This is a genomic window from Pseudomonas sp. MWU13-2100 (assembly GCF_023242365.1).
Taxonomy (GTDB): domain Bacteria; phylum Pseudomonadota; class Gammaproteobacteria; order Pseudomonadales; family Pseudomonadaceae; genus Aquipseudomonas.
In genome coordinates, this window is the sequence record NZ_JALLIX010000014.1 from 35,398 (window position 1) to 61,092 (window position 25,695).

At 61.2% G+C, this 25,695-nt stretch carries 22 protein-coding genes; 9 read left to right on the forward strand and 13 right to left on the reverse strand.

What is annotated here, in order from left to right:
• Positions 1–288: 288 nt before the first annotated feature.
• From M5B99_RS12140 to M5B99_RS12150, 3 genes are all read left to right on the forward strand, one after another.
• Entirely contained in the window at positions 289–1,389 is a 1,101-nt protein-coding gene (locus M5B99_RS12140; protein ID WP_248804236.1) for a DNA alkylation repair protein, read from the forward strand.
• 110 nt (positions 1,390–1,499) lie between these two features.
• Positions 1,500–2,876 (forward strand): nucleobase:cation symporter-2 family protein, encoded by a 1,377-nt coding sequence (locus M5B99_RS12145; RefSeq protein ID WP_248804237.1) that lies wholly within the window; start codon positions 1,500–1,502, stop codon positions 2,874–2,876.
• Between the two features lie 202 nt (positions 2,877–3,078).
• On the forward strand, positions 3,079–4,431 hold the full coding sequence (locus M5B99_RS12150) for an OprD family outer membrane porin (protein WP_248804238.1): 1,353 nt from the start codon (positions 3,079–3,081) through the stop codon (positions 4,429–4,431).
• A gap of 186 nt (positions 4,432–4,617) precedes the next feature.
• On the opposite strand, the gene M5B99_RS12155 is transcribed toward M5B99_RS12150, so the two are convergent.
• Complete coding sequence (locus M5B99_RS12155; RefSeq protein WP_248804239.1) at positions 4,618–4,833, reverse strand: DUF2790 domain-containing protein; 216 nt, start codon at positions 4,831–4,833, stop codon at positions 4,618–4,620.
• A gap of 622 nt (positions 4,834–5,455) precedes the next feature.
• On the opposite strand from M5B99_RS12155, the gene M5B99_RS12160 reads away from it, so the two are divergent.
• Together M5B99_RS12160 and M5B99_RS12165 are read left to right on the forward strand one after the other, a co-directional pair.
• Complete coding sequence (locus M5B99_RS12160) at positions 5,456–7,315, forward strand: DAHL domain-containing protein (protein ID WP_248804240.1); 1,860 nt, start codon at positions 5,456–5,458, stop codon at positions 7,313–7,315.
• Positions 7,316–7,385: 70 nt separating this feature from the next.
• Positions 7,386–7,964 (forward strand): DUF4337 domain-containing protein, encoded by a 579-nt coding sequence (locus M5B99_RS12165; RefSeq protein WP_248804241.1) that lies wholly within the window; start codon positions 7,386–7,388, stop codon positions 7,962–7,964.
• Positions 7,965–8,033: 69 nt separating this feature from the next.
• Here the strand turns inward: M5B99_RS12165 and M5B99_RS12170 are convergent, their stop codons facing one another.
• The 8 genes from M5B99_RS12170 to M5B99_RS12205 all read right to left on the reverse strand — a co-directional run bounded on the left by M5B99_RS12170 (position 8,034) and on the right by M5B99_RS12205 (position 16,542).
• Complete coding sequence (locus tag M5B99_RS12170; RefSeq protein WP_248804242.1) at positions 8,034–8,342, reverse strand: hypothetical protein; 309 nt, start codon at positions 8,340–8,342, stop codon at positions 8,034–8,036.
• A gap of 319 nt (positions 8,343–8,661) precedes the next feature.
• Positions 8,662–9,984 carry an AAA-associated domain-containing protein gene (locus tag M5B99_RS12175; RefSeq protein ID WP_248804243.1) on the reverse strand — a complete coding sequence of 441 codons (1,323 nt, stop codon included), beginning with the start codon at positions 9,982–9,984 and terminating at the stop codon, positions 8,662–8,664.
• 15 nt (positions 9,985–9,999) lie between these two features.
• Positions 10,000–11,742, reverse strand: coding sequence for an ABC transporter permease (locus M5B99_RS12180; RefSeq protein ID WP_248804244.1), 1,743 nt, complete (start codon positions 11,740–11,742; stop codon positions 10,000–10,002).
• A 351-nt stretch (positions 11,743–12,093) separates the two neighbouring features.
• A complete protein-coding gene (locus M5B99_RS12185) occupies positions 12,094–12,858 on the reverse strand; it encodes an ABC transporter permease (protein WP_248804321.1) in 765 nt (254 codons plus the stop codon).
• On the reverse strand, positions 12,858–14,057 hold the full coding sequence (locus tag M5B99_RS12190; RefSeq protein WP_248804245.1) for an ABC transporter substrate-binding protein: 1,200 nt from the start codon (positions 14,055–14,057) through the stop codon (positions 12,858–12,860). The genes M5B99_RS12185 and M5B99_RS12190 overlap by 1 nt, the downstream gene beginning before the upstream one ends.
• On the reverse strand, positions 14,044–14,865 hold the full coding sequence (locus M5B99_RS12195; protein ID WP_248804246.1) for an ABC transporter ATP-binding protein: 822 nt from the start codon (positions 14,863–14,865) through the stop codon (positions 14,044–14,046). The genes M5B99_RS12190 and M5B99_RS12195 overlap by 14 nt, the downstream gene beginning before the upstream one ends.
• On the reverse strand, positions 14,862–15,932 hold the full coding sequence (locus M5B99_RS12200; RefSeq protein WP_248804247.1) for an acyl-CoA dehydrogenase family protein: 1,071 nt from the start codon (positions 15,930–15,932) through the stop codon (positions 14,862–14,864). Before M5B99_RS12200 ends, M5B99_RS12195 begins: the two co-directional genes overlap by 4 nt.
• Positions 15,933–15,981: 49 nt before the next feature.
• Positions 15,982–16,542, reverse strand: a complete 561-nt coding sequence (locus tag M5B99_RS12205; RefSeq protein ID WP_248804248.1) for a carboxymuconolactone decarboxylase family protein — start codon at positions 16,540–16,542, stop codon at positions 15,982–15,984.
• A 104-nt stretch (positions 16,543–16,646) separates the two neighbouring features.
• On the opposite strand from M5B99_RS12205, the gene M5B99_RS12210 reads away from it, so the two are divergent.
• Complete coding sequence (locus tag M5B99_RS12210) at positions 16,647–17,558, forward strand: AraC family transcriptional regulator (RefSeq protein WP_248804249.1); 912 nt, start codon at positions 16,647–16,649, stop codon at positions 17,556–17,558.
• A 231-nt stretch (positions 17,559–17,789) separates the two neighbouring features.
• Here M5B99_RS12210 and M5B99_RS12215 read toward each other — a convergent pair whose 3' ends face one another.
• Together M5B99_RS12215 and M5B99_RS12220 are read right to left on the reverse strand one after the other, a co-directional pair.
• Positions 17,790–19,280, reverse strand: coding sequence for a hypothetical protein (locus M5B99_RS12215; protein WP_248804250.1), 1,491 nt, complete (start codon positions 19,278–19,280; stop codon positions 17,790–17,792).
• Between the two features lie 139 nt (positions 19,281–19,419).
• On the reverse strand, positions 19,420–20,385 hold the full coding sequence (locus tag M5B99_RS12220) for an NAD-dependent epimerase/dehydratase family protein (RefSeq protein WP_248804251.1): 966 nt from the start codon (positions 20,383–20,385) through the stop codon (positions 19,420–19,422).
• A gap of 107 nt (positions 20,386–20,492) precedes the next feature.
• Here M5B99_RS12220 and M5B99_RS12225 point away from each other — a divergent pair, with 107 nt between their 5' ends.
• On the forward strand, positions 20,493–21,383 hold the full coding sequence (locus M5B99_RS12225; RefSeq protein WP_412548726.1) for a LysR family transcriptional regulator: 891 nt from the start codon (positions 20,493–20,495) through the stop codon (positions 21,381–21,383).
• A 99-nt stretch (positions 21,384–21,482) separates the two neighbouring features.
• Positions 21,483–22,304 (forward strand): cyclase family protein, encoded by an 822-nt coding sequence (locus M5B99_RS12230; protein WP_248804253.1) that lies wholly within the window; start codon positions 21,483–21,485, stop codon positions 22,302–22,304.
• An 18-nt stretch (positions 22,305–22,322) separates the two neighbouring features.
• Here the strand turns inward: M5B99_RS12230 and M5B99_RS12235 are convergent, their stop codons facing one another.
• Complete coding sequence (locus tag M5B99_RS12235; RefSeq protein WP_248804254.1) at positions 22,323–24,197, reverse strand: ATP-binding protein; 1,875 nt, start codon at positions 24,195–24,197, stop codon at positions 22,323–22,325.
• 211 nt (positions 24,198–24,408) lie between these two features.
• The gene (dmeF, locus tag M5B99_RS12240) at positions 24,409–25,344 is read right to left on the reverse strand and encodes a CDF family Co(II)/Ni(II) efflux transporter DmeF (RefSeq protein WP_248804255.1); all 936 of its coding nucleotides are present in this window, start codon (positions 25,342–25,344) and stop codon (positions 24,409–24,411) included.
• Positions 25,345–25,417: 73 nt separating this feature from the next.
• Here dmeF and M5B99_RS12245 point away from each other — a divergent pair, with 73 nt between their 5' ends.
• Positions 25,418–25,693, forward strand: coding sequence for a metal/formaldehyde-sensitive transcriptional repressor (locus tag M5B99_RS12245; protein ID WP_248804256.1), 276 nt, complete (start codon positions 25,418–25,420; stop codon positions 25,691–25,693).
• Positions 25,694–25,695 lie beyond the last annotated feature (2 nt).

Below are 25,695 nucleotides of genomic sequence, written 5' to 3' on the forward strand. Positions count from 1 at the left end.
CGCCCGCGGGCCCTAATGCCAGCCAGTTAACACAATCTGGAGCCAAGCGCGGTCTTGTGGCGAGCGGGCTTGCCCGCGCCGCGCTGCAAAGCGGCCCTAAAACCAGCGATCGTAATGTGTCAGGTAGAACATGGTGATCGGATTTGCGACTGCTTCGCAGCCGAGCGCGGGCAAGCCCGCTCGCCACAAATCCGGGCAAGACTTGGGATCATCGAGTATCGGGATGCCCCCACCTCAACACTCGCCAAGTGCCTTATACTGCGGCCCTTTCAAGGATTGGAGCAGGCCATGAGCACCGAACCAGCCGCCCCGGCGCTGAAGGAAATCTTCAACAGCGAACGCCTGCTGCATATCGCCAATGAAATGCGCGCGGTGTACCCCGATTTCGACAGCGCCGGCTTTATCAGCCGCACCCACCAGGGTCTCGACGATCTGTCGATCATGCAGCGCCTGGCCCGGGTCAGCGAAAGCCTGCACGCGGTGCTGCCGCTGAGCTACAAGCAGTCCCTCCAGCTGCTGCGCCAGCTCGCCCCGCGCCTGAACAGCGGCTTTGTCAGCATGTGCCTGCCACACTATGTGGCGAGCTACGGTAGCCAGGACTTCGAGCTGTCGATGGACGCGCTGAAGTACTTCACCGCCTTCGGCTCTTCGGAGTTCGCCATACGGCATTTCCTGCTCAGTGATTTCGAACGCACCCTGGCGCTGATGAAAAGCTGGGCCCGGGACCCCGACGAACACGTCCGCCGCCTCGCCAGCGAAGGCTCGCGACCACGTCTGCCGTGGTCCTTCCGGCTGGCCCAGATCCAGTCCGACCCAAGCCTCGCCGCTGAAATACTCGAGACTCTCAAGGCGGACGACAGCCTGTACGTGCGCAAATCGGTGGCCAACCACCTCAACGACATCACCAAGGAACATCCTGACTGGGTGCTGGAACTGATCGAGGGCTGGTCACTGGACGACCCGCGCACCGCCTGGATCGCCCGTCACGCCTTACGCAGCCTGATCAAACAGGGCAATTCACGGGCCCTCACGCTGATGGGGGCCGGCGCCAAGGCCGAGGTCGAAGTGTCGGACTTGAAGGTCGAGCCCACCGTGATCCGTCTTGGCGACAGCGTCACCCTGTCTTTCACCCTGGCCTCCACCGCAGCCGCCAATCAGAAACTGGTGATCGACTACGCTATCGACTACGTGAAGGCCTCGGGCGCCACCTCGAGCAAGGTCTTCAAGCTCAAGACCCTGCACCTGGCCGCAGGTACCCGTGAAACCCTGAGCCGGCGCCAGCACATCCGTGAACTGACCACCCGCAAGCACTACAGCGGTCATCACGCCGTGCATTTGCTGGTCAATGGCGAGCGCCTGGGCAGCAGCGGTTTCGATATTCTCGAATAAGCCGGCCTGCCGGCGATGGCGTCCTCAAGGTCAGTGCCTACCGATTGAGCTTCACGCAAATGAAGGGTGTTGCAGTAGAATCGCGACCTCTTTTTTTCCAGGGCCCCGCCATGACCGCTCACCAGACTCCGCCCGCCGCCGAGCCCCAGGCCAGCGAACTGATCCTCGGCCTTGAGGATCGCCCAAGCCTGCCGATCGGCATTCTGGCGGCGTTGCAGCACTTGCTGGCGATCATCGTGCCCATCGTCACTCCCGGCCTGCTGATCTGCCAGGCCCTGGGCGTGTCGGCGCGGGACACCAACCTGATCGTCTCGATGTCCCTGGTGATCTCCGGCATCGCCACCTTCGTCCAGTGCCGCCGCTTCGGCCCCTTCGGCGCCGGGCTGTTGATCGTCCAGGGCACCAGTTTCAACTTCGTCGGCCCGCTGATTGCCGGCGGCGCGCTGATGGTCAAGCAAGGCTCGCCGGTGGAAGCGGTGATGGCCGCCATTTTCGGCGTGGTCATCGCCGGCTCCTTCGTCGAGATGGGCATCTCGCGGATCCTGCCCTTCGTCAAGCGCATGATCACTCCGCTGGTGACCGGCATTGTCGTGCTGATGATCGGCCTGACCCTGATCAAGGTCGGCCTGATCAGCATGGGCGGCGGCTTCAGCGCCATGGCCAACGGCACCTTCGCCAACGGCGAGAACCTGCTGCTGTCGGGCATGGTGCTGGCGATCATCGTGGCCCTCAACCGCATCCCGCTGGTGTGGATGCGCAGCTGCGCCATCGTCATCGCCCTGGCGGTCGGCTATGCCCTGGCCGGTTACCTGGGCCGCCTGAACTTCACCGGCATGCACGAGGCCGCGCTGTTCCAGATCCCCATGCCACTGCACTTCGGCCTGGGGTTCTCCTGGGCGCTGTTCATTCCGATGCTGGTGATCTACCTGGTAACCTCCCTGGAAGCCATCGGCGACGTCACCGCCACCAGCAAGGTCTCGCGCCAGCCGGTGGAAGGCCCTCTGTGGATGCAAAGGATCAAGGGCGGCGTGCTGGTCAACGGCGCCAACTCTTTGCTCGCCGGGCTGTTCAACACCTTCCCCAGTTCGATCTTCGCCCAGAACAACGGGGTGATTCAGCTGACCGGCATCGCCAGCCGGCATATCGGCAAGTGGATCGCCCTGATGCTGGTGCTACTCGGCCTGTTCCCTTCGGTGGCCGGCGCGATCCAGGCGGTGCCCGAGCCGGTGCTCGGTGGCGCGGCGATGGTGATGTTCGGCGCGGTGGCGGCCTCGGGGATCAATATCCTCGCCAGCATCCACCTCGACCGCCGGGCGCTGCTGATCATCGCCGTATCCCTGGCCCTGGGCCTCGGCGTCTCCCAGGTACCGGAATTCCTCGCCCATATGCCGGCGGCGCTACGTAACGTGCTGGAGTCCGGCGTGGCCACCGGCGGCATCTGCGCGCTGCTGCTGAACTGGTTCCTGCCAGAAGCGCCAAAAGCTTGATGGGCGACACCGGCGGCGGCCTTGAAAGCCGCCGTCTTGAGCCTTCCAGCCGGAAAAAAACCTGACCGAAATCAGACTCTTATTAAACTAAAGTTCATGTCCCTCAGAGGGCTTTTGACTCGGAACTGTCACATACCGTCCCTTTAATTGTTTCAAGAGTTTGCAGCTCTTATTTCAATTCTGTGACTAGGATCCGAACCCAATGAACAAGTTGTTGAGCCCCCTGGTGGGCGCCGCCCTGGCGAGTGTCACGATCTACGCCCATGCGGACTTCATCGATGACAGTCACGCCGACGTGACCCTCCTTAACCGCTACCTGAACCAGGATGGTCAAGGCGTCAGTGGCAGCACGGCCAAGGCCAAGAGCTATCACGATTGGGGCCAGGGCTTCCAGTTCGACTTCAAGTCCGGCTACACCGAAGGCACCATCGGCCTGGGCCTGGACCTGCAAGCGTTCTACGGCCTGAAGCTCGACTCCGGCGGCGACCTGAACGACAAGACCCACCAGGGCCGCTACCCCGGCAGTATGTTCCCGCTGGACAACGGCAAGTCCGTCGACCAGTTCGGCGTGCTCAGCCCGACGGTCAAGGCGCGTTTCCTCAAGGATGAACTGCGCGTCGGTACCCTGTACCAGAACAACCCGATGCTGGCCAACACCGACGGCCGCCTGTACCGCCAGACCAACACCGGTGCGCAACTGGTGTCCAAGGACCTGGATAACTTCACCTTCACCGTCGGCGATATCACCCAGACCAAGATTCGCAACGAAAGCGGCGACGTCGGCATGATCACCGCCGGCGGCACCAAGAAAAGCAATCGCTTCCTCTACGGCGGTGCCGACTACGCCGGTATCCCGGGCACCACCCTGAGCGCCTGGTACTCGAACCTGTCGGACTACTACCAACAGGCGTTCCTCGGTGCCAAGCGGCATGACGCCCTGCCCGTCGGCGCCATCGACAGCGACTTGCGCGCCTACCGCAGCCTGGGCACCGGCGGCAACGCCGATGGCGACAGCCAGTACGCCGCCGCCGGTTACTACGGCAACGGCCTGACCAAGGGCCGGATCAACCAGTCGACCATCAGCCTGATGGAAAGCTACAGCCTGTCCGGCCACACCGTTGGCCTGGGCGTGCAGAAGAACAGCGGCAACAGCGACTTCCCGTACCTGGACTCCGGCCTGAACAGCGGTGCCGAACTCCAGGGCCCGGGTTCGGGCGCCGACACCCCGGCACTGACCAACATGCAATTGAACAAATTCCAGCACGCCGGTGAGCGCAGCTGGTTGGCCCAGTACAAATATGACTTCGCCCATCTGGGTGTGGATGGCCTGGTCTTCGCCACTACCTACGTCCATGGCGACCAGATCCGCACGCCGACCAACCCCGACGCCAACGAATGGGAACGGGATATCTCGCTGGCCTACAACGTTCCAACTGGTGAACTGAAAGGTCTCGGCGTGCGCTGGCAGAATGCCCATGCAAGCCCGGACATCACCGGCCAGACGATCCAGGACGAAAACCGCTTCTACGTGAGTTATGTGATTCCGCTCTGGTAGGAAACCAAGCGGCCGGGAAAGCCCTGATGTTGTTCAATCAGGGCCGAATCCGGTCCTTGCAGGAGCAGAGCTTGCTCGCGAAGAGGCCCTTGAGGCCGCCAAAAGCTTCGCGGGCAAGCTCCGCTCCCACATTAGGTGATGTGGCGTTTTCAATCCTCCAGGATGCGGATCAACACACTCGCTCACTCAACCCCCGGAACAGCCACTGCCCCAGGTTTTGTACTTGTATTCCTTGATCTCCCCGCTCTGGGTCTTGTAGGTCATCTTCGCGTCGACAATGCCACAGGCATAAGGGTCGGAGTCCACGCGAATAACTTCGGCGATGTCTTTTCTGTCCAGGGCAAAGGCCTGGGCACTGAAAAGGAAGATCGCAACGGTCAAGCACTTCGTATAGATATTCATGGTAACTGACTCGATATGAGAAATAGGGAATAACCCGCCGCGCTGGGCAGACTGCACCTGCGCAGGCTCTCAATCGATCATTATCTATGGATTAAGGAAATGGCCGAACTTATTAACTAATAATTTATAAACAGCCTGACACTTATCCAGTTGAATTCTATCTCGCGCCCATTATCACGCCCTCACTTGAACGATGAAAAAACATTTAATAACCTTGAACTTCTCCAACGCGCCGAACTGATTGCGCCGATCAACGGTGACGCCCTCCTCATCAAACACCTCTGCCCCAAGGCCATGACGCTTGAGTATTCGCGCCCTGATCACGCACCGTTTGAGCCTGCCCCCAGGTGAGCGGCTCGGTCCTCATACACCGATCTACCGGGCGGCCACTCGGAACTGATCGTGCTGATCCCCCGGGGTGATCACCGGCAACAACGACGCCCGGCAGGTCACCGACCGGTGCCGCCCGCAATTGCAGTCGATGCCCCCCCTTGGAAACACTGCCCGGTAAAGCCGCCCATGCAAAGAAATCACACTTTTCCAGGACCTTGAGACGCAGCGGCACTACACTTTGCGAAAATAGCCTGACGCCACTACGTCAACCGGACACAGGAAGTACGCAATGATGCGATGGAGCCGATACAGAAGCGCGGCGCTGGTCACCCTGTTTGCCATTCTGGTCAGCCTCCTGGCGTTCCTGCTGATCAAGGCCTTTTCCCGGGAAACCTCCACCTACTTCGAGTCCCGCGACCTGCTCCGCCAGCTCAAGCAACTGGATGCCCGGCTCGACGCCAAGATTCTCAAGACCCGCATCAGCGACGAATACAATTACAACCTGCTCGCCATCCCCATCGCCGATTCCGGCCGGCGCTGGGATCAATTGGTCGCGCTGAACAGCTCCCTGGACAACTCCACCATCTGGCAGGCGCGCAAGAAGGCCTACCTGGACGCCACGGCGGAAAAGAACAAGCAGATCGAGCAATTCCAGGCCCATAACACCGCCTTGCGCGATGATCTGGAAACCCTGTCGGCGATCGAAGACAGCATCCAGACCGACCTGGAACCCTTCAGCGCCGAGCACCCGGTGGAAACCCTGAGCGTGCTCTACAGCGCCTCGAAACTGACCTTGAGCGCGCTGGAATATGCGCAACACGTCTCCAATGGCAAAGCCGACAAGATCGAACGACAGATCCAGCACCTGACAGCGCAAAAGGCCAGTCTGCCGGCGGCCTTGGGCCCGTCCATCGACAAGCTGATCGAACAGGCCAATGTGGTGCTCCTCGAACAACCCCAGGTCAATGACCTGCTCGACCGCATCGGCTTTATCCCGGTTGCCGCCAGCCTCGACGGGATCAACGAACTGTTGAATGAAATCCAGCGCCGCGCCGAGCTCCAGGACCGCCAGTACCTGATCTATCTCAGTGTCTGTGCCGCCCTGATGGCCATGCTGGTGTTCTACCTGATCATTCGCCAGTTGCGCAGCTATGCGCTGATCAACCAGATGAACAGCGCCTTGCAGTTGTCCAATGATCGCCTCGAACAGCGCGTTGAAGAACGCACCCGCGAGCTCAAGGAAGCCCAGAGCGAGCTGATGGAAACCGCGCGCACGGCCGGCATGGCGGAAATCGCGACCAACGTCCTGCATAACGTCGGCAACGTGCTCAACAGCGTGAATATCTCCGCCGATCTGGTGACCCGCAAGGTCCGCTCCAGCAAGGCCCAGGGGCTGACCAAGGCGGTGCAACTGATGAACGAGCACGCCGACGACCTGGGGGGCTTTGTCAGCCAAGACGAAAAAGGCAAGCTGCTGCCCGCCTACCTCAACCAACTGGCCGCGGCCATTGCCACCGAGCAGACGGAAATCATCCAGGAACTGGCGCAGTTGAGCAAAAGCGTCGATCACATCAAGGAAATCGTCGCCACGCAGCAATCCTATGCCAGCGCGGCCAAGCTGCTGGAGGCGGTGAACATCACCGACCTGTTCGAAGATGCCCTGCGCATGAATTCAGGGGCCCTGAACCGGCACAAGGTCACGGTGCTCAAGGACTACCAGCCGGTCCCGCCCTTCCTCGGCGATAAGCACCGGTTGCTGCTGATCCTGATCAACCTGATCAGCAACGCCAAGTATGCGGTGTCCGACCTGAGCAACCGCGACCGGGACATCACCCTGAGCGTGCGGGTGGTCGACGGCAAGACCTTGCGCATCGGCGTCAAGGATGAGGGCGAAGGCATTCCTGAGGAAAACCTCGCGCGGATCTTCACCCATGGTTTCACCACCCGCAAGGACGGCCACGGCTTCGGTCTGCACAGCTGCGCCCTGGCGGCGCTCGAGATGGACGGCCGCCTCTATGTGCACAGTGACGGACCGGGCAAGGGCGCGCTGTTCACCCTGGAAGTCCCCCTGCAAACCATCCACCTGCAAGACGAACGGCCAGCGGCGAACGCCTCCCCCACCTTGGCGTATTCGAATATTCATCAATGAGAGAGAGCCTTCCGCCAGTACTGGCTTTACACTTTGCCCCTGCCCTTTTTCAGCCAAAGATCCGCCTCCGATGACCGAAAACTTCGAAGTCCCAAGCCCTCACGAAAAACACGTTGAACACACCACCGAACACGCCCATGCCCGTGGTGACGGCTTTGCCAGCCGGATCGCGGTGATGACCGCGATCATGGCCACCCTAGGCGCCATGCTCAGCTACCAGGCCGGCTCCACGGAAAGCGAAGCGGCGATGGACAAGAACAACGCCGCGATCTTCAAGACCGAAGCCGCCAACCAGTGGAACTACTACCAGGCCAAGTCCAGCCGGCAGAACCTCTCGGAGATGGCCAGCCATATCCCGGGCCTGGATGCCACGCACTACGCGGCCGAGGTCGAGCGCTACAAGAAGGAAAAAGAAGTCGTGCGGCAGAAAGCCGAAGGCCTGGAAGCCAAGAGTCGCGAGTGGGATGACAAATCCGAGCAGGTCCTGCACCAGCACCATCGCTGGGCCCAGGCGATGACGGCGATCCAGATTGCCATTTCGCTGGCGGCGATCACCCTGCTGACCCGCAAGGAATGGCTCAAGCGCCTGGCCTACAGCGCCGCGGGTGTCAGCGTGGTGCTCGGCGGCCTGGCCGCGTTACATATCTGAAGCGCCAATGCCCGACGTCAGTCAACCCGGCCCAGGCCGGGCTGACTGATGGAGCCGTGTGAACGCGGCTTACGCCTTGGTATTGATGGTTTCCCCGATCGGCTGGCCGCTGCCGTTGGAAACGGCTTTCGGCGCGGCGATGGCCGTGGCGTTGTGATGCAGGTGCTTTTGCACCAGCTTCTGCGCTACGCGGTCGCCATGGCTGGCTTCCTGGGCGGTTTGTGCCGCGGTTTCGGTTGCCTCTTTCAAGGCGTCGCTGACCACGTTGGCGGTGGTGGTCGCGGAAGAAGATTTCTGTGCCGGTGTCGGGGTCGCCTGGGACTGACCGGCAATACGCACAGAGGCTGGATTTGCAGCCGGAATCGCGCCGATGGACATTGGACTCTCCTTAAGTTGGGATCAGCAGACGTGCCCGGCCATGACTTCGACCGGCGCACGATTCACTACGACATACTGTCTCGACCCTTCAAACTGGCCCGCCTGCGAAACAACCGGAGGTGAGAGAGAGACTACTCCTCGGTATGTACCCGATCTGTTATGGTCAGGTGAAAACTTCGTATTTCCCGGATTTGCGAGGGGTTCGCAGTCAGGTACAAACAGGCCCGGACACCGCGAAACCTGTAGGAGCAGAGCTTGCTCGCGAAGGGGCCCTCAAGATCGCCAAAAGCTTCGCGGGCAAGCTCCGCTCCCACAGGTGTCAGATCTCGCCTTCCACGTCTTCCAGGCTGAAGGTTTCCGTGGTGTCGTTGTAGGAGAAAATCTCGGCGTAACGGCCCCAACTGATCACGCTTTCCAGGGTCTGCTCGACGAAGTCTTCGCTGAGGGAGTCTTCCAGTTCCTGTTCGAAACGCACCCGCGGCGCCCAATGCCCGTTACGCTCCTGCAACACCTGGCGAATCCGCGCCGCCAGGGGCACGGTACGCAACAGGTGCTCGGCAAACATCACCTTGCGCTCCTGGGTACCGTCCTCGGCGAAGCGCTTGCCCGAGTCGGTGAGCTTGATATCGGCCCCGCGCAGTTCGGCAAAGCCCAGGTGTTCCAGCATTTCGGCCACCGGAAACAGGTCATCGACTTCCAGCAGCAACCGTTCGGCGACATTCGGTAAACCGGCATGGCCGTGATACGGCTCGGCCGCCAGGGCTTCGATCAGACCAGCCATCAGGTTGGTCGGGACTTCCGGCAGGCGGCTGCCCAGTTGCAGCTCGGCCTTGCCGGTGCGCTCGTCGGCACTGCGACGGTTGGTCATCAACGCATAGATATCGTCGACCATCTTGCGGAAGATCGGGTCCAGGCGGTTGCGCGGGTGGGCGAACGGCACCTTGATCTGCGCCACCACGCGTCCCGGGTTGGACGACAGCACCAGGATGCGGTCGCACATCAGTACCGCTTCCTCGATGTTGTGGGTCACGATCAGGATCGACTTGATCGGCAGTTGCCCGCCGCTCCACAGTTCCAGCAGGTCGGTCCGCAGGTTTTCCGCGGTGAGCACATCAAGGGCGGAAAACGGCTCGTCCATCAGCAGCAGCGTCGGGTTGACCACCAGGCCGCGGGCAAAGCCCACGCGCTGGCGCATGCCACCGGACAGCTCACGCGGGTAGGCGTTCTCGAAACCGTCGAGGCCGATCAGGTCGATGGCCGCCAGCGCGCGCTTGCGCGATTCCTTGGGTTCGACCTGCAAGGCCTGCAAGCCGGCTTCGACGTTTTCCAGCACGGTCAGCCAGGGAAACAGGGCGAAGGTCTGGAACACCATCGCCACACCCTTGGCCGGGCCATCCAGGGCTGCGCCGTTATAGAGCACTTCGCCGGAAGTCGGCTGGATCAGGCCGGCAATGATCCGCAGCAAGGTCGACTTGCCGGAGCCCGAGCGCCCCAACAGCCCGACCACTTCGCCCTCGTGCAGGTGCAGGTCGACTTCGCTGAGTACCTGACGCTCATCCTTGCCATTGCCAAAGCCCTTGCTCACATTGGTGAGCGAGTAGATTTCGCGGGCGCTGCTGGTGTATTCGATATGACTGTTCATAAGAGCGGCTCGGAATTAATTCAGACGAAGTTTGTTTTCGGCGATGGCGTACATCGGCCGCCAGAGCAAACGGTTGAAGGCCACCACAAAGACCGACATGACCACTACGCCCAGAGTGATTTTCGGAAAGTCGCCGGCTGCAGTGGTCTGGGCGATATAAGCCCCCAGGCCATGGGCCACGACCTTGTCCTGCCCCCAGGAAACGAACTCGGACACAATACTGGCGTTCCACGCACCGCCCGAGGCGGTGATCGCACCGGTCACGTAATACGGGAAGATCCCCGGCAGCATGACCTTGCGCCACCATTGCCAGCCACGGATATGGAAGTTGGCGGCGGCTTCGCGGAAGTCGTTGGGGAAGGCACTGGCCCCGGCGATCACGTTGAACAGGATGTACCACTGGGTACCGAGCACGATCAGCGGGCTCAGCCAGATATCCGGGTTCAGGTGGAAGTGCAGGATCACGATGACGAACACCGGGAACAGCAGGTTCGCCGGGAACGCCGCGAGGAACTGCGCCAACGGCTGGATCTTCTCGGCCAGGTGCGGACGCAGGCCGATCATCACCCCCAGCGGCACCCAGATCAGCGAAGCCACGGCGATCAGCAAGGTCACCCGGACCAGGGTGATCGCCCCCAGGCCAATGACCTCGCCGACGTCGGCGAAGGTCACTTCACTGCTGACATAGTTAAAGATGCGATACAGCGCATAGGCCGCGAGCAAGGTGATGAACCCCCCCCAGACCCAGTCGACCACTCGCGAGGTCGAGGGGCTCGGTGCGCTGGCCCGGGACTTGACCCGGGGCAGGCTCAGGCGCAGATGGCCGATACGGGTAAAGAAGCGTGAAATCGGCCGGATCAGGCGCTGGATGACCCGGGTTCGCTGGATCAGGTTCAGCACCCAGGATTCCGGCGCCCCGCCCTGGGCCGCGGTGTCTTCCATGCGGAACTTGTCCGCCCAGGCCACCAGCGGACGGAACAGGAACTGGTCGTAGACCAGGATCACCACCACCATCGCCAGGATCACGTAACCCACGGCGGTGAGGTCACGCTGTTCGATGGCGGTGGCCAGATAGGAGCCGATGCCCGGCAGGGTGATGGTCTTGTCGCCGACGGTAATCGCCTCCGACGCCACCACGAAGAACCAGCCACCGGACATGCTCATCATCATGTTCCAGATCAACCCGGGCATGGCGAACGGCACGTCGAGCTTCCAGAACTTCTGCCAGCCGGACAGTTGCAGGCTCTCGGAAACTTCCGTCAGGTCGCGCGGCAACATGCGCAGCGACTGGTAGAAGCTGAACGTCATGTTCCAGGCCTGGCTGGTGAAGATCGCGAAGATCGCCGCGCACTCGGCGCCCAGCACCCGCCCCGGAAACAGCAGGAGGAAGAAGGTCACGGTGAACGAGATATAACCCAGCACCGGCACCGACTGGAGGATATCCAGCACCGGCACCAACAGTTTCTCCGCGCGCTTGCTCTTGGCCGCCAGGGTCCCGTAGAGAAAGGTGAAGACCAATGCCGCGACCATCGCCGCGAGCATGCGCAGGGTGGTGCGTATGGCATATTCCGGCAGGTTGGCCGGGTCGAGGGAGATCACCTGGGTCTGCAAGGTCGAGATCGGTGCCCAGGTTTCCCGCGCGCCGATCGAGAAAAACAGCAGGAAGCCCACCACCAGCGGCAGTGCAATCAAGTCCCAGCGATTGGGCAGCAAGCGCCGGGTACTGGCCGGGATGTAATGGCGTAATACTTTATTCATCGTCAATGATTCCAGCAGCGTTCTGAAATACAGGCCCACGAGCTCCAGGGTACAAACGCACAAAGCGCTGCGGCGCCGGCAGTCTAAGCACAGCACATTCTGGAGAAGTGGTTGGAAAATCGTCGAAGCAAGGCCACGTACTGAACGCTACAGACTGGATACCGGGGCGACAGCTGCGCACCGGCGGTATCCCATTGTAAATCCCGCTACGTGGCCCACCGAGAATGGGCAGGGTCCAAGTTCGAATCTCCTGGGGGTGGCGGTTGAAACGTAGGGGCATGGCTACGGGCGGGATTATACATTTCAAATTGTTACAGTAATGTAAATTCCTTATAAATTGAGAAGATAGCCTCAGGCATGGACCCAACGCCGATGCAGGCCGCGGGCCAGGGCATCGAGCATGAAACCCAGCACGCCGATCAACAGCACCATGGCCATCAGTTCCGAGTAGGCCAGACGGTCACGGGTATCGAGGATAAAGTAGCCGAGCCCGGCACTGACCCCGAGCATTTCGCAGGGCACCAGCACGATCCAGAGGATCCCGATGGACAGCCGCACACCGGTCAGCACATGGCCGAGTATACCGGGCAGGATGACCTGGCGCAGGGTTTCCCAGCGGGTCGCGCTGAGGCTGCGGCTCAGTTGCAGCCAGCGCGGGTCGAGTTGGCGCACCCCGGCCACGGTGTTGAGCAGGATCGGCCAGACGGCGGCAAAAGCCAGCAGGAAATAGATCGGCTGGTCGCCGACCCCCATCAGCATCACCACCACCGGCATCCAGGACAACGGCGAGATCATCCGCAGGAACTGGAACGCTGGAGTGGTCGCCGCCTCCAAGTGACGATAGCTGCCGATCAGCAACCCCAGCGGCACGCCGACCAGCAGTGCCAGCAACAACCCGATCAGAATGCGCTTGAGGCTGACCAGCACGTTTTCATAGAGCTCGGCACGCCCGAGCAACTCCGCCAGGCTGGTCAGCGTCGCTTCGGGCGAGAAGCGCGCCGACAGCCCGTCGGGGCTGCCGAACAGGTGCACGCCCAGCCACCAGAGCAGCAACAGGCAGAGCAACCCCGCCACGCCCAGCCCCCAATGCAGGAGCGATGAGGAAGGCTTGCCGATCAAATGCCGAACTCCTCGCTGCGTTCAAAGCTTTCCGGCAAGCCGAAGGCCTTGAGCCCGCCCACCGCCGCCAGGCTGTTGCGCACGAAGCGGTCGTCCACCAGGTCGCGAGCGGTCTGCCGCGGGTCGAGGCCGGCGAGGAATCCCTTGTCGCCCTCGATCAGGGTGTCCTTGAGGCGTTTGACCAACTCCTCGGTGTAACTGGGAAACGGATAAGGCTGGAAGTCGATGCGATGTTCGTCCCAGTTGCCGTGCTGGATCGCACCGCTGGCGAGGTAGGCATCATGATCGGCGGTGCTCGGCGCCAGCACCCGGCTGAGCACTTGCGGGGTGTGCGGCGTGTAGCGGTTGGCGCCGTCCTTGGACAGCAATTGGGCCGCCTCGGCGCGGTGGTCACGGGTCCAGAGCTGGGCCTTGACGATGGCGTTGACCACCTTCTGCGACCACTCGGGCCGGTTGTTCAGGTCCTGCTCGTGCATGAACACCACGCAGCAGGCGTGATTGCGCCAGAGATCGCCGGTGAAGCGCTGCACCCGGCCGACCTTCAGTTCCTCGGCCAGGGCATTGAACGGCTCGGCGACGATATAGCCGGCAATGCGCTTGCTGGCCAAAGCCGGCGGCATGTCCGAAGGTGGCAGCACCACCAGGTTGACCTCGTTGGCCGCCAGCACGCTGTTGGCCGCCTTGCTCACCGGTTGCAGGCCGTTGTCGCGCAGCAGTTGCTGGACCACCACGTTGTGGACCGAGTACCAGAACGGAATCGCCACCGACTGCCCGCCCAGTTGCTTGACCTCGGTAATGCCCGGCGCCACGGTCAGGCCGGAACCGCCGACATGGTTCCAGGCCACCACCTTGGCCGGCACCTTGCTGCCATAGCGCGCCCAGACGGTCATCGGCGACAACAGGTGGATCACGTTGACCTGCCCGGAAATGAACGCCTCGATCACCTGGGCCCAACTGCGCAACAACACCGGACGCTCGGCCTGGATACCTTCGGCCTCGAACAGGCCGTTGTTATGGGCCACCAGCAGCGGCGTGGCATCGGTGATCGGCAGGTAGCCGATCCGCACTGGCGCGTTGGGCTCCGACGCGGCACGGGCCTGCAGGCTGTTGAGCAGCGGCAGGGCACCGCCGGCGGTCAGCAAGGCGCTGAGTTTGAGGAAGTCACGACGTGTATGGGTGAAGTCATCCAGGCACATGGGCCATCTCCGACGTTTCGAGCAAAGAATGAGAGGGTGAGGTGCGGCTGGCCCGCCGAAGGGTCTTGAGAATCTCGATACGCAGGGCGCCCAGTTCCTCCACCAGCTCGGCACGCGGCTGAGGCAGGTCGATACGCCACTCACCGAGGGTCCGCGCCGGGCTGTGGCCCAGTAGCAGAATCCGCTCGGAGAGCAGCAGGGCTTCATCGATGTCATGGGTGATCAGCACGGCGGCGGTGTTGTGCTCGGCGATCACCTTGAGCAGCAGTTGTTGCATGTCGGCACGAGTCACTTCATCCAGGGCGCCGAAAGGTTCGTCGAGGAACAATACCTGTGGCTGGCGGGCCAGGCAGCGGGCCAAAGCCGTACGCTGGGCCATACCGCCGGACAACTGCGCCGGATACTGGCCCCGGGCGTGTTGCAGGCCGACGGCGGCAATCGCATGGTCGATCCGCGCCTTGCGCACCTGGGCGTCCAGGTGCGGTTGACGGGCGAAGTCGAGGCCGAAGGCGACGTTCTTTTCCAGGCTCAGCCAGGGCAGCAGGCTGGGGTCCTGAAAAGCCACCGCCACCCGTGGGTGCGGGCCGTCCAGGGGTTCACCGAGGAAATGCACACGGCCTTCGTGAGCCGTCTGCAAACCGGCCAGGACCCGCAGCAGGCTGGATTTGCCGACACCGCTGGGGCCGAGGATCGACACCACCTCGCCGGCTTGCAGTTGCAGGTCGAAACCTTCCAGCACCGTTTGCCAGCCCTGTTCGCGGGGATAACCGAGGCTGATCTGCCGGGCCTCCAGTAACGGCGCACTCATGCCGTGGCTTCCCAAGCCTGACGTTGCAGCTCGGCGCGCAACTGCACCAGACTCGGGGTGACGATCGGCACGAATGCCGACTCGCGCCAGCGCCGGGCGAAGCCACTGCCGTATTCATTCAGATAGGCCTTGCCGCCACTGGCCTGCAACTCCAGTTGCACCGCCTGCGCGACCGATTCGGCCAGGTTGATGCGGATCTGGAACAAGGCACTCGGTCGGGCCAGGAAGCGCCCGTCGTGCAGGCCGCTCTTGAGCTCCTCAATCGTTTGTTCAAGGGTGAGGCGTTGCTCCAGCAAGGGTTCGCACAAAATCGAGCGGGCATCTCGCAAGTGGCAGTCCACCTCCTTCAGCGCCTGGCGCGCCAACCCGATGGCCATGCCGCATTGCAAGCCGAGGAAGGCCGGGCGCACCGCCGGCAGAAAGACCCGGGCATCGTCATGCAGCAACCAATCGCGGCTGACCTCCACCTGTTTGAAGTCCAACGCGGCGGTATTGCTCGACTGCAGGCCCATCAGCTGCAGGTCATCCGAGCGTTGCAGGCCGCTCAAGGCATCCGGGATCGCCAGTACGAACGGCGCACCGCCCTCCTCGCGCTCGATGGCGGCCGCCACCACAAAGCCGCTCTTGCGCAGGTTGGTCACCCAGTGCAGGCGGCCATCGAGGCGCCAGCCGTCGCCTTGATCGTGAGCCCGTAACTGCAGCGACTCGATGCCCGAGAGGAACTTCATCGCATTCGACAGCCCGGTGGCGCCGGCCAGCTCGCCGCTGAGCAGGGACGGCAGCAGTTGATCGCGCAAGGTCGTGTTGGGACTGTGCAGCAGGTACTCGATAAAGGCCCGCTGGCCCCAGAACACAAAGGCCGCTGCCAGGGAATGGCTGGCTACCTGGGCGATGCTTTCCACCGCGTCGGCCACCGTGCCGCCGCTGCCGCCCAGGACTTCTGGAACACCGACCCGCAGCACCTTCGCCGTGGCCAGCCGGGAAATCACATCCTGTGGGTCGCACTGCCCCAGGTCCAGAGCCTGGGCTTGTGCGTCCAGCCATTGACTCAATGCCGGATTGAGCATGTCGTTTTCTCCTTGAAGACAGCGTCGAATAATAACCGACGCTGATGAGTCATTGATCCATTGACTGCCAACGATAGTTCGCCAGTTCGGGATTGAGCGGCGTGCGGGCGAAGACGTTGGCGAAATTGCACAAGGTAGCCAGGCTCACCCCCAGGATCACCTCCAGGGCATTGCCCTGGGTGTAGCCGGCGGCGAGGAAGTCGCTGAAGGCCTGATCACTGACATTGCCACGGGTGGCGATCACTTCCCGGGCGAAGGCGGCGAGGACTTCGAGTTTTTCCTCTGGCAACTGGCGTTGTCCGCGCAAGGCGTCGATCACTCCGGCCGGCAACTTGGCCTTGTTCAAGGCCACCGCCGTGTGCCCGGCGACGCAGAAGTCGCAGCCGTGGGTGGTGGCGGCCACCAGTTGTACCACTTCGCGCTCGGCCAGGCTCAGCTCGGCCTTGCCATTGAGCGCCGATACCGTAACGTAGGTTTCCAGCGCCGCCGGTGCATTGGCCAGTACGGCGAGCAGGTTGGGGATGAACCCGGAGTTCTTCTGGGCGTTTTCCAGGAAGGGCTTGGCCGCTTCGGGAGCGCTTTGCGGCGTGTGGAGAGTGAGGCGCGACATGGAGTGGACTCCTGTTGTAGGGTGGTCCGGCAAGTCTGTTGGTTATAAGAATTTCGATCCATATTCAAAAGTAGCGATTCCTTGCTCCTGAGTGTTTCCATTAGATGATTTCGTCGAGCCCACTGGTTGATTGGTTATTAGAAAGCCTCGAACTCGATGCGAGCCTGTTCCATGTGGGCCGTTATTGCGGCGGCTGGCACGCCAGCACCCATGGACTGGCGCGGGCAAGCTTCCACCTGATCGTGCAGGGTCATTGCTGGCTGCATATTGATGGGCAGCAAGAAAGCCTGCGGCTGGAGGCCGGGGACGCGGTGTTTTTGCTGCGGGACCTGGATTATCGGTTGTCCAGCGCCCAGTCCAGCGTGGAGGCGCAACGCTTGCCGCGCCAGGCGATGACCGGGCTCGACAGCGCCGCCCAGGAGGGTGTGGGGCTGGTATGTGGGTTCTTTCATTTCAAGTCCGGGCTGTCGTCATTGATTATCGACGGGCTGCCGGACTGGATCGTCCTGCGGGCAGGCGATCCGTCGCTGAGCGCGGCGCGGGCGCTGTTCGCGCTGATCCTGGCCGAGTGCGAGCGGTCACCGGCGCCCTCCTCGGCGCTGCTGGAGCGCTTGAGTCACCTGCTGTTCCTGTATGTGCTGCGCCAGCAGGTGGCGGATAACCAGAGCCTCGGCGGGCTGGTGGCGCTGGCCCGGCATCCGGGGTTTGCCCCGTTGCTGGAGCAGTTGATCGAGCGTCCGGGGGAGAGTTGGTCGCTGGAGAGCATGGCGACCTGTACCGGGATGTCGCGCTCGGCGTTTTTCAAGCGTTTCAATGAACTGGCCAGGCAGTCACCGGGGCAGGTGCTGCTGGCGTTGCGGATGCGCCATGCCAGTCAGTTGCTGCGGGCCAACAATACGGTGGAACAGGTGTGTGTGGCGGTGGGATATCAGTCGATTGCGGCGTTTACCCGGGCGTTTGCCAAAGCGCTTGGGGTGCAGCCGGGGGCTTATCGGCGCCAGCATGAGGGGCGCTGACGCCGACGCGCTGAAATAGGCTTTTGCCCCAAGCCTGGCTTGCTGGCGAGGGGCCCGTGAGGACGCCAGAAGCTTCGCGGGCAAGCTCCGCTCCCACAGGTTTGGGTCGTACCTCAGATGGGCGTTCGACGCAGCCCTGTAGGAGCCGGGCTTGCCAGCGAAGGCGTCCGCAAGATCGACGCAAGTCTCACCAGCCCCATCGCCAGCAAACCAGGCACAAGACGCCCCCTCTCACTGCAAACCATAGGAATAAATCCCGTCATCATTGCTGTTGTACCAATTGCCCTTGGCCCAGATCACGCGGTCCTGCGCGCCTTGAAAGCCGAGAATCCCCAGGTAACCGTCGACCGCCAGCCGGTGCCAGGAGTGCCCCCAGTCCTTGGAGTAGAACACCCCGTCGGCGGAGATGCGTGCATCCGACCACCAGTACAACCACCGCGGCGGCCGGTGTTCGCTGGTGGTGTTGATCAGCAGGCTGTTCTGTCCCATCCAAAAGTTCCCGCCTCGCAACTGACTGTCCGACGCCAACGGCGAAAACACACTGGGCAGTTTGCCCATGGACTTCCAGGTCAGCTTGGCGGTATCCAGCTCGGCGATCATGTCTTCACCGTGCTCGCTCTGGTCGATCAAGCCCATCACGCGTCCGGCGCCGTTCTCCACCAACTCATCGATAAACAGACCGTCTTCGCGCTGCACCGTCCCGACCTGCCACTGCCCCGCCTTGCGCTGCAGTTGCGCCCGGGTCGTTACGTTGATGGCCAGGCTGCCATTTTCACTGTCCGGATTGGTCCCCCAGAAGCGTTGGGACACCCAGATAAACGCACGCTGGGCATCCAGTTGGGTGACATGGGTCTGGACTTCCCCATAGGTGCCCAGGTCCGTGCGCCACTCAACAATGTCAGGCCGCTTGCCCCGGGCATACTCGGCAGGCACCAGCAGCGATTCGGCAGCGAATATCGGGGTACTGCTCGCGCCGCGATCGGCGGAGTAGAAGACCCCGGTGGCGATGGCGCCCGGTGTGTCTTCGCCGCTCTCGTTGTCGCTGCCGCTCGGGGTGCCCCAGGCCCAGACGTCATCCTGGCCATGAAAATAGGGTTTCAGGCTCCAGGCCAGTTGATTGGCCTTGGGAAACAGACCTTTGGCCAACCAACTCCAGTGCTTGCCCTGATCGTCACTGCGAAAGACCACGGTCTGGCTGATGTCATCGCTGCTCGCGCTAGCGGTTTCCGGACGATTGAGCCCCGTCAGCAGGAAAACACTGGCCCCATCCGGGCTGGCCACCAGGCAGGCGGCGTCACCAACATGGGCCACCAGTTGAAATTTCCCCTGGGCGTCCAGGCGCGAGATAAAGGAGGTTTCCTTGTCGCTGTGAGCGAGAAAGCTGGAAAATGCCCCCGAATCTTCCGGCGCCTGATCCTTATCCTCGACCGGCTTGCCCTGGAGCACGGCATCCAGGTCCACCACGTCGGCGCTCGGTTGCAGCTGTTTCGCGTCACCCTCCAGGCGCCCCACCAACCAGGTGCCCTGCGGGGTCACCACCACGCCGGTGCAGTACTGGGTCATCGCGCGCTGGCGGATGTCCCGCACCGAGCCGATCTGCCGCCGATCAGGGCGACTCCCGCCCCACTCCAACTTGGCGCTGGCAATCATCCACATGTACCAAAGCCCGGCGCCGACCAACAACACGACAAACAGTTTGGTGAACCACTTCGATCGAGACATGAGGGGGATCCGAATCCATGGAAAAGACTGAGAAGCTTTTCGCATTTCTTTCGCCGGGAGTAAATTTTTATTGCTCGCGAACAACAGGTTCCAGTCGAAAAAATCTCAGTGCTGTGACGCCGGTTCCATTCATCCTGCCTTACAGACACCCCACCCCTTTCAGTGTCGCTTCCATCGCCTGGTCCAGCGGCGTATGCGGCTCCGCCCCCAGTACGCTCACCAGATGGGCATTGCTCATCCGCACTGGCCTGCGCCACAAGTAGCGCATCTCCAGCATCTCGCGAAAGGTGGTCACAAACGGCGAGGCCAGCCCCACCAACCACCAGGGAAAACGCCGCAACTTCGTCCGGCCGCCCGTGCGTTCGACCAGGCGGGTGATCGCGGCCGCCATCCGGGTGCCGTCGGCGTCCCAGTGCCCAGCCATATGGAAGGTCGCGAAAGGTGCCAGGGTCTCCCGCCGCCCCAACAATTCGACCATGGTCCGCGCCACATCCGGCAAAAAGGCCCATTGATGGCCGACACCCGGATCGCCCGGCAGCTTGATCACCTTCACCGCCTGCCCGGGCTTGATCATGCCCAGGGACAGCCAACTGCTGCCGGAACGCGGTCCGAAGAAGTCGCCCGTCCGCAGCACAATCGCCCGGACCCCATCCCGCGCCGCCTCCCGCAAGCGTTGCTCAAGCTCGACGCGGATACGCCCCTTGCGCGTCACCGGACGCTGCGCCGCCTGTTCGTCCAACGCGGCAAAGGCGTCCGGGCCGTAGTTGTAGACCGTGCCCGGCAACAGAATGGTCGCGCCTTCAATACGTGCCGCGGCAATCGTATTGTCAATCATCGGCAGCACCTGCTCGGCCCAGTTCCGATAGCCCGGCGGGTTGACCGCATGCACGATCACGCTGCAACCCTGCGCCGCCCGCACCACGTCGTCACGGTTGAGGGCATCGCCACGCAACCACCGGATACCATCGCTCTCAAGCGCCGCCGTCGCCAAGCCACGCTTGAGCGCCTGCACCTGCCAGCCGCCGTCGCGCAGTTGCCGCGCCACTTCGCCGCCGATGCTGCCGCCGGCGCCCAGTACCAAAACCTTGTTGCTCAATGCCGCCATGTCGATTCTCCAGGAAGGTAACGATGAGCAGAGTCTGGCCCTGCCCCTTCAGGAAATAAATTGCATAGCACAAGCTATCGGCCATACATTTATGCATGGACCAGATCATGAGTTGGGAACTGTACCGAACCCTGCTTGCCGTGCTGACGGAGGGCTCGCTCTCGGGCGCCGCGCGGGCCCTGGGGATTGCCCAGCCCACCGTGGGCCGGCATATCGCCGCGCTGGAAGCGGCGTTCAAGCAACCGTTGTTCACCCGCTCGCAGACCGGCTTGCTGCCCACCGAGACCGCCCTGGCGCTGCGCAGCTATGCCGAAGCCATGCAACACACCGCCGCCGCCCTGGAGCGGGCCGCCACCGGCCAGGGCCAGGCGGTGAACGGCACGGTGCGGATCTCCGCCAGCGAAATGATTGCCGTCGAGGTACTACCGCCGACGCTGGCGCTGCTGCGCCAGGCCCATCCGCACCTAAGGATCGAGCTGCTGGCCACCGACAAGATGCACGACCTGCTGCAACGGGAGGCCGATATCGCGGTGCGCATGACTGCGCCGAAGCAGGAGCAACTGATCGCCCGGCGTGTCGGTCAGGTGGAGTTGGGGCTTTACGCCCACGAGGACTATCTGCAACAACAGGGCACGCCCAAGGCAATGTCCGATCTGTCACGCCATGCGCTGATCGGCTTCGATAGCACCACCCCCTTTATCCGCGCCGCCAGCAAACAGCTGCCCGGCTGGAATCGCGAGGCCTTCACGCTGCGCACCGACAGTACCCTGGCGCAACTGGCGATGATCCGCGCCGGCTGCGGCATCGGCATCTGCCAGGTCGCCCTGGCGATCCGCACACCGACACTGGTGCGGCTGCTGCCAGAGCAGTTCACCTTCCAGCTGGAAACCTGGGTGACCATGCATGAGGACCTGCGCACCAGCCCCCGTTGCAAGACAACGTTCGATGCACTGGTGGCGTGTTTGCTGGCTCACACTCGCCTTGTACAGACAGCCTAGCTCCTCGAATCTGTTTGGCGTCATGGCACAAAGAATGGATAGACTCTGCCGGAACCATGGGCAATAGCCTCTTGGTAAGCCAATGGAGTAGGTAACGTCATGGAACTATCAAAACAACACAAGGCGCGGCTCAGGCGCATATCTGTCGGACTGCTGACAGCATGGCTGGCGTCCGGTATCAGCTACAGTTTCGCCGAGGATAAGGGAGTCAAGGGAATGCAGAGTATCCAGTTTCAAAAAGTCATTGACCTCAGCCATGTGATTACAACGTCCATACCACTGTGGCCGCACGATCCTCCCGTCACCTTCAATGTGGTGGCCACACAGGAAAAAGACGGTTACTACTTGCGCAGCTTCAGCATGGGGGAACACAGCGCCACCCATATGAATGCCCCCAACAGCTTTCATCCCGACGGTATCGGGATTGAGGCCTACAAACCGGAGTCGCTGGTAAGGCCAGCCGTGGTGATCGATGTCCGGGCAAAAACAAAGGCCAATCCCGACTATGTGATCAATCCTCAAGACATCAAGGACTGGGAACACGATCATGGTCGCATCGCCCAGGGCTCCGTGGTGCTCTTCTATACCGGGTGGCAAGCCCTGTGGAACGACTCCAAACGCTTTTTCAACGAAGATGACAAAGGCGGTCTGCACTTCCCTGGAGTCGGTGCCGCCACGGCAAAACTGCTGGTCGACGACCGCCAGATCGCAGGGGTGGGTATCGATACCCACGGGGCGGATCCAGGCCAGGACACGGTATTTGCCACCAACAGCCTGGTTCTGGCGAAGAACGGAATCATCCTGGAGTGCCTGACCAACCTGGATCAGTTACCCGCCAAAGGTACAACGCTGGTCATTGGTGTCCTGAAGCTCAAAGACGGATCCGGCTCTCCCGCTTCCGTGCTGGCGTTTGTGCCCTGACCTCGTTTTGACAAGAGATCATTCGACTATCGGGGCGCTGGTCTGGAACTGCTTCCGGTAGTCCGCCGAGCGGCGTAGCACCTCGCAAAAACCCAGGAAGCTGGCCGGCTTGGTCAAAATATCATTCGCCCCAGCAACCCTGAAACGCTCTATCTCATTCGAAAAGGCACTCGCGGTAAAAGCCACGATGTAACAGGTGTCGCCCAGTGGCAGCCCCCGGATTCTACGAATGGCCTCCAGGCCGTCCATTCCTGGCATGTTGATATCCATCAGGATGACATCTGGGGTCGATGTCATGCACAACTCGAGTGCCTCGAGCCCCGCTGACGCAAGATCGGGCGCATAACCCAACGTCTGCAGCATGGCCATCGCCACTTTCTGATTCAACGGATGGTTCTCGACCAGCAGGATATCCAGCGGGTAACGCCGGGCAAACGACGAATCAAAAACCACCGCTGGACGATCGACCGCAAGGGCTATTTCCGAATCAGAGAAGGGGGCGTTCACCAACGAAAAAGAAAACGTCGAACCGACACCAGGCTGGCTGCTGAAGGACAGGACCCCACCCTGGGCTTCGACCAGGTTCTTACAGATGGACAGGCCGAGCCCACTCCCGGTAAAGCGCTGATTGGTCGATCCTTCAAACTGAGTGAAGGGTTTGAACAGACCGCCCTGCCGCTCTGCGGGAATCCCTATGCCTGTATCGCGTATTGAAAAGCAAAGTCGAGATTGAACAGTATCATCGCCGAGGGTGACGGTGAGCGATACCTCCCCGGCTTCAGTGAATTTGATCGCATTGCCCAGCAAGTTGATCAGTACCTGACGCAGGCGATCAGCGTCGGTTTTAACCCATAAGGGAACATTCGGCAGGACGATGACTTCAAGCGTAATGGGCTTGTCCTGAATATTTTGCCGGACCATTTCAACGCTGGAAGCAATCAAGGGACGCAACTCGAACACACGAGGCCTCAGATCCAGTTTTCCCGATTCAATCTTGGCGAGATCAAGAATGTCGTCAATCAGCGACAACAGGGTCTTGCCACTGGTGTGAATGGTGGTCAGCAAGTCACTTTGCTTTGGGCTCAAGGACGTCGCCGCCAGCAGGTCGGTCGCGCCGATAACGCCGTACATCGGAGTCCGAATTTCATGGCTCATGGTGGCCAGAAATTGGCTTTTCAGGCGATCGGCCTCTTCAGCGGCGCTTTTCGCCTGTTTCAGTACCTGTTCGTTGACTTGCAGTTGTCGAAGATGGGTTCGCAGGCGTATGGCGTCAATGACAATCAAGAGGCTGAAGGCGAGAAAGACCAAAATGGCGAGCAAAATATGGTGCAGGGAGTCTTGATTGAGTTGGTGGTAATAGTCCGCCAGCGTAATTTCCGCACCGGCAACATAAGGGGTGCCATCCTGGGACTTCAAAGGAACAAAGACCGCACGGAAATCCCCCCAGTGATCCGTGTAATCGATCCAGCTCGGGGTCGTGCGTTCGAAGCTGTCAAGCAAGGCCTGACTGGCATCGGGGTAGGGGTCGAAATAGCGGACGAAGTTATTATCCTGGACTTCCTTGGCCGAGGCGCTGGAACTGACAAGGATCGCTTGCCCTCCTCGCTTCACCACGGTATAGATGAACGCCGTGCCCATGGATTCGTTAAACCTGGAAAGCTTACGAATTGCATTTAAATCCTCGGCCTCCGTCTTTGAGCTCTTATCGATCAAATGGTCATGATATTGATCGCCCAAAATAGCTGAAGCGCCCAAGGCCGCATGCAGAAGTTTGTCATTGATGCTCTGCGTGAGGATGGCTTGAGCCTGAGCATGAAGATAATAAATATAACCACTGACACCCACAATATAGAGAAACAATAAAATCCATATATTGCGTCTGATTTTTAACATGCGTCACGGCCTCCATTGCCATAAAACTCAACCAGCTGAAATCACACTTCATGCTTGACTTATTCAGAATAAATCAAGCATGAATGGAATACAACATTTGAGTTTTTGACAACTCTACGAAGAGACACGACGAGTCCACTCGAACTGGAAGCATCGATTACATCCAGCTACATATATCTTTCATCCAAACATCATTCAGTGCGACAACCCATCAGGCCGGCAGGTGAAGCTCAACCGTGATATGCACCAGTTCCTCATGGATCGCCAGTTGTGCCTTGAAGTAGTCCGGCGTGGTCGGCAATTGCGTCACCAGGCTTAGCACGCAGGCAAACTGGCCCTTGCCAACCCGCCAGACATGCAGGTCACTGATGCTGGCCCGAATCGGGCTGGCCGCGATGACCTCACGGATTTCCTCGACCACTGGCGCATCCATTTCCGCATCCAGTAATACACGGCTGGTCTGACGGATCAGCCCATAGGCCCAACTCGCCACCAGCCCCGCGCCGACAATCCCCATCAATGGGTCGAGCCACGCCGCGCCCCAGACCTTGCCGCCGATCAACGCCAGGATCGCCAGCACCGAGGTGGCCGCATCGGCCACCACATGCAGGTAGGCCGAACGCAGGTTCAGATCGTGGCCGTGTTCATGGCCGTGACCATGATGATGGTCGTGGTGGTGATCGTGGGCATGGCCGTCCTTGAGCAACCAGGCGCAGGCCAGGTTGACCATCAAGCCGACGATGCCGATGACGATGGCTTCATCGTAGTGGATCGCGGCGGGCGCAATCAGCCGTTCAACCGATTGATACAGCATCAGCCCCGCCACCATCACCAGAAACAGCGCACTGGTGTAGCCGCCCAGCACTTCGATCTTCCAGGTGCCGAAGGCAAAGCGATTGTCGCTGGACAGCCGTCGGGCGGCGCCGTAGGCCAATACCGACAACCCCAGCGCCAACGCGTGAGAACTCATGTGCCAGCCGTCGGCGAACAGCGCCATCGAGTTGTAGTACCAGCCGCCGAAGATCTCGGCGACCATCATGATGGCGGTGAGGATCATGGCACGCCGGGTGTTGGTCTCCGCCAGGGGGTTTCCGTCGTTGAGGATTTTTGAATGGCAGTTCTGATGAGTAGCATTGGGCGAAGACATTGGGCTACAGTCCTGATGACAAGGTCGAAATATACTATACCCCAGTATAGATAACACTCAACGAGACAATTCCATGCCGCATACCATCAAGGATAAAAAGCGCCTGCTGACCCGTGTCAGGCGCATCAAGGGCCAGGCCGAAGCGCTGGAAAACGCGCTGAACATGGAAGTCGAGTGCATCGCCGTGCTGCAACAGATCGCGGCGATCCGCGGGGCGATCAATGGCTTGATGGCCGAGGTGCTGGAGGGACATATCCGCGAGCACCTGGGCACGGACGACATCACGCCGGCCCAGCGTCGCGAGGATGTGGATGAGGTGGTGTCGGCGCTGCGCTCGTATTTGAAGTGACT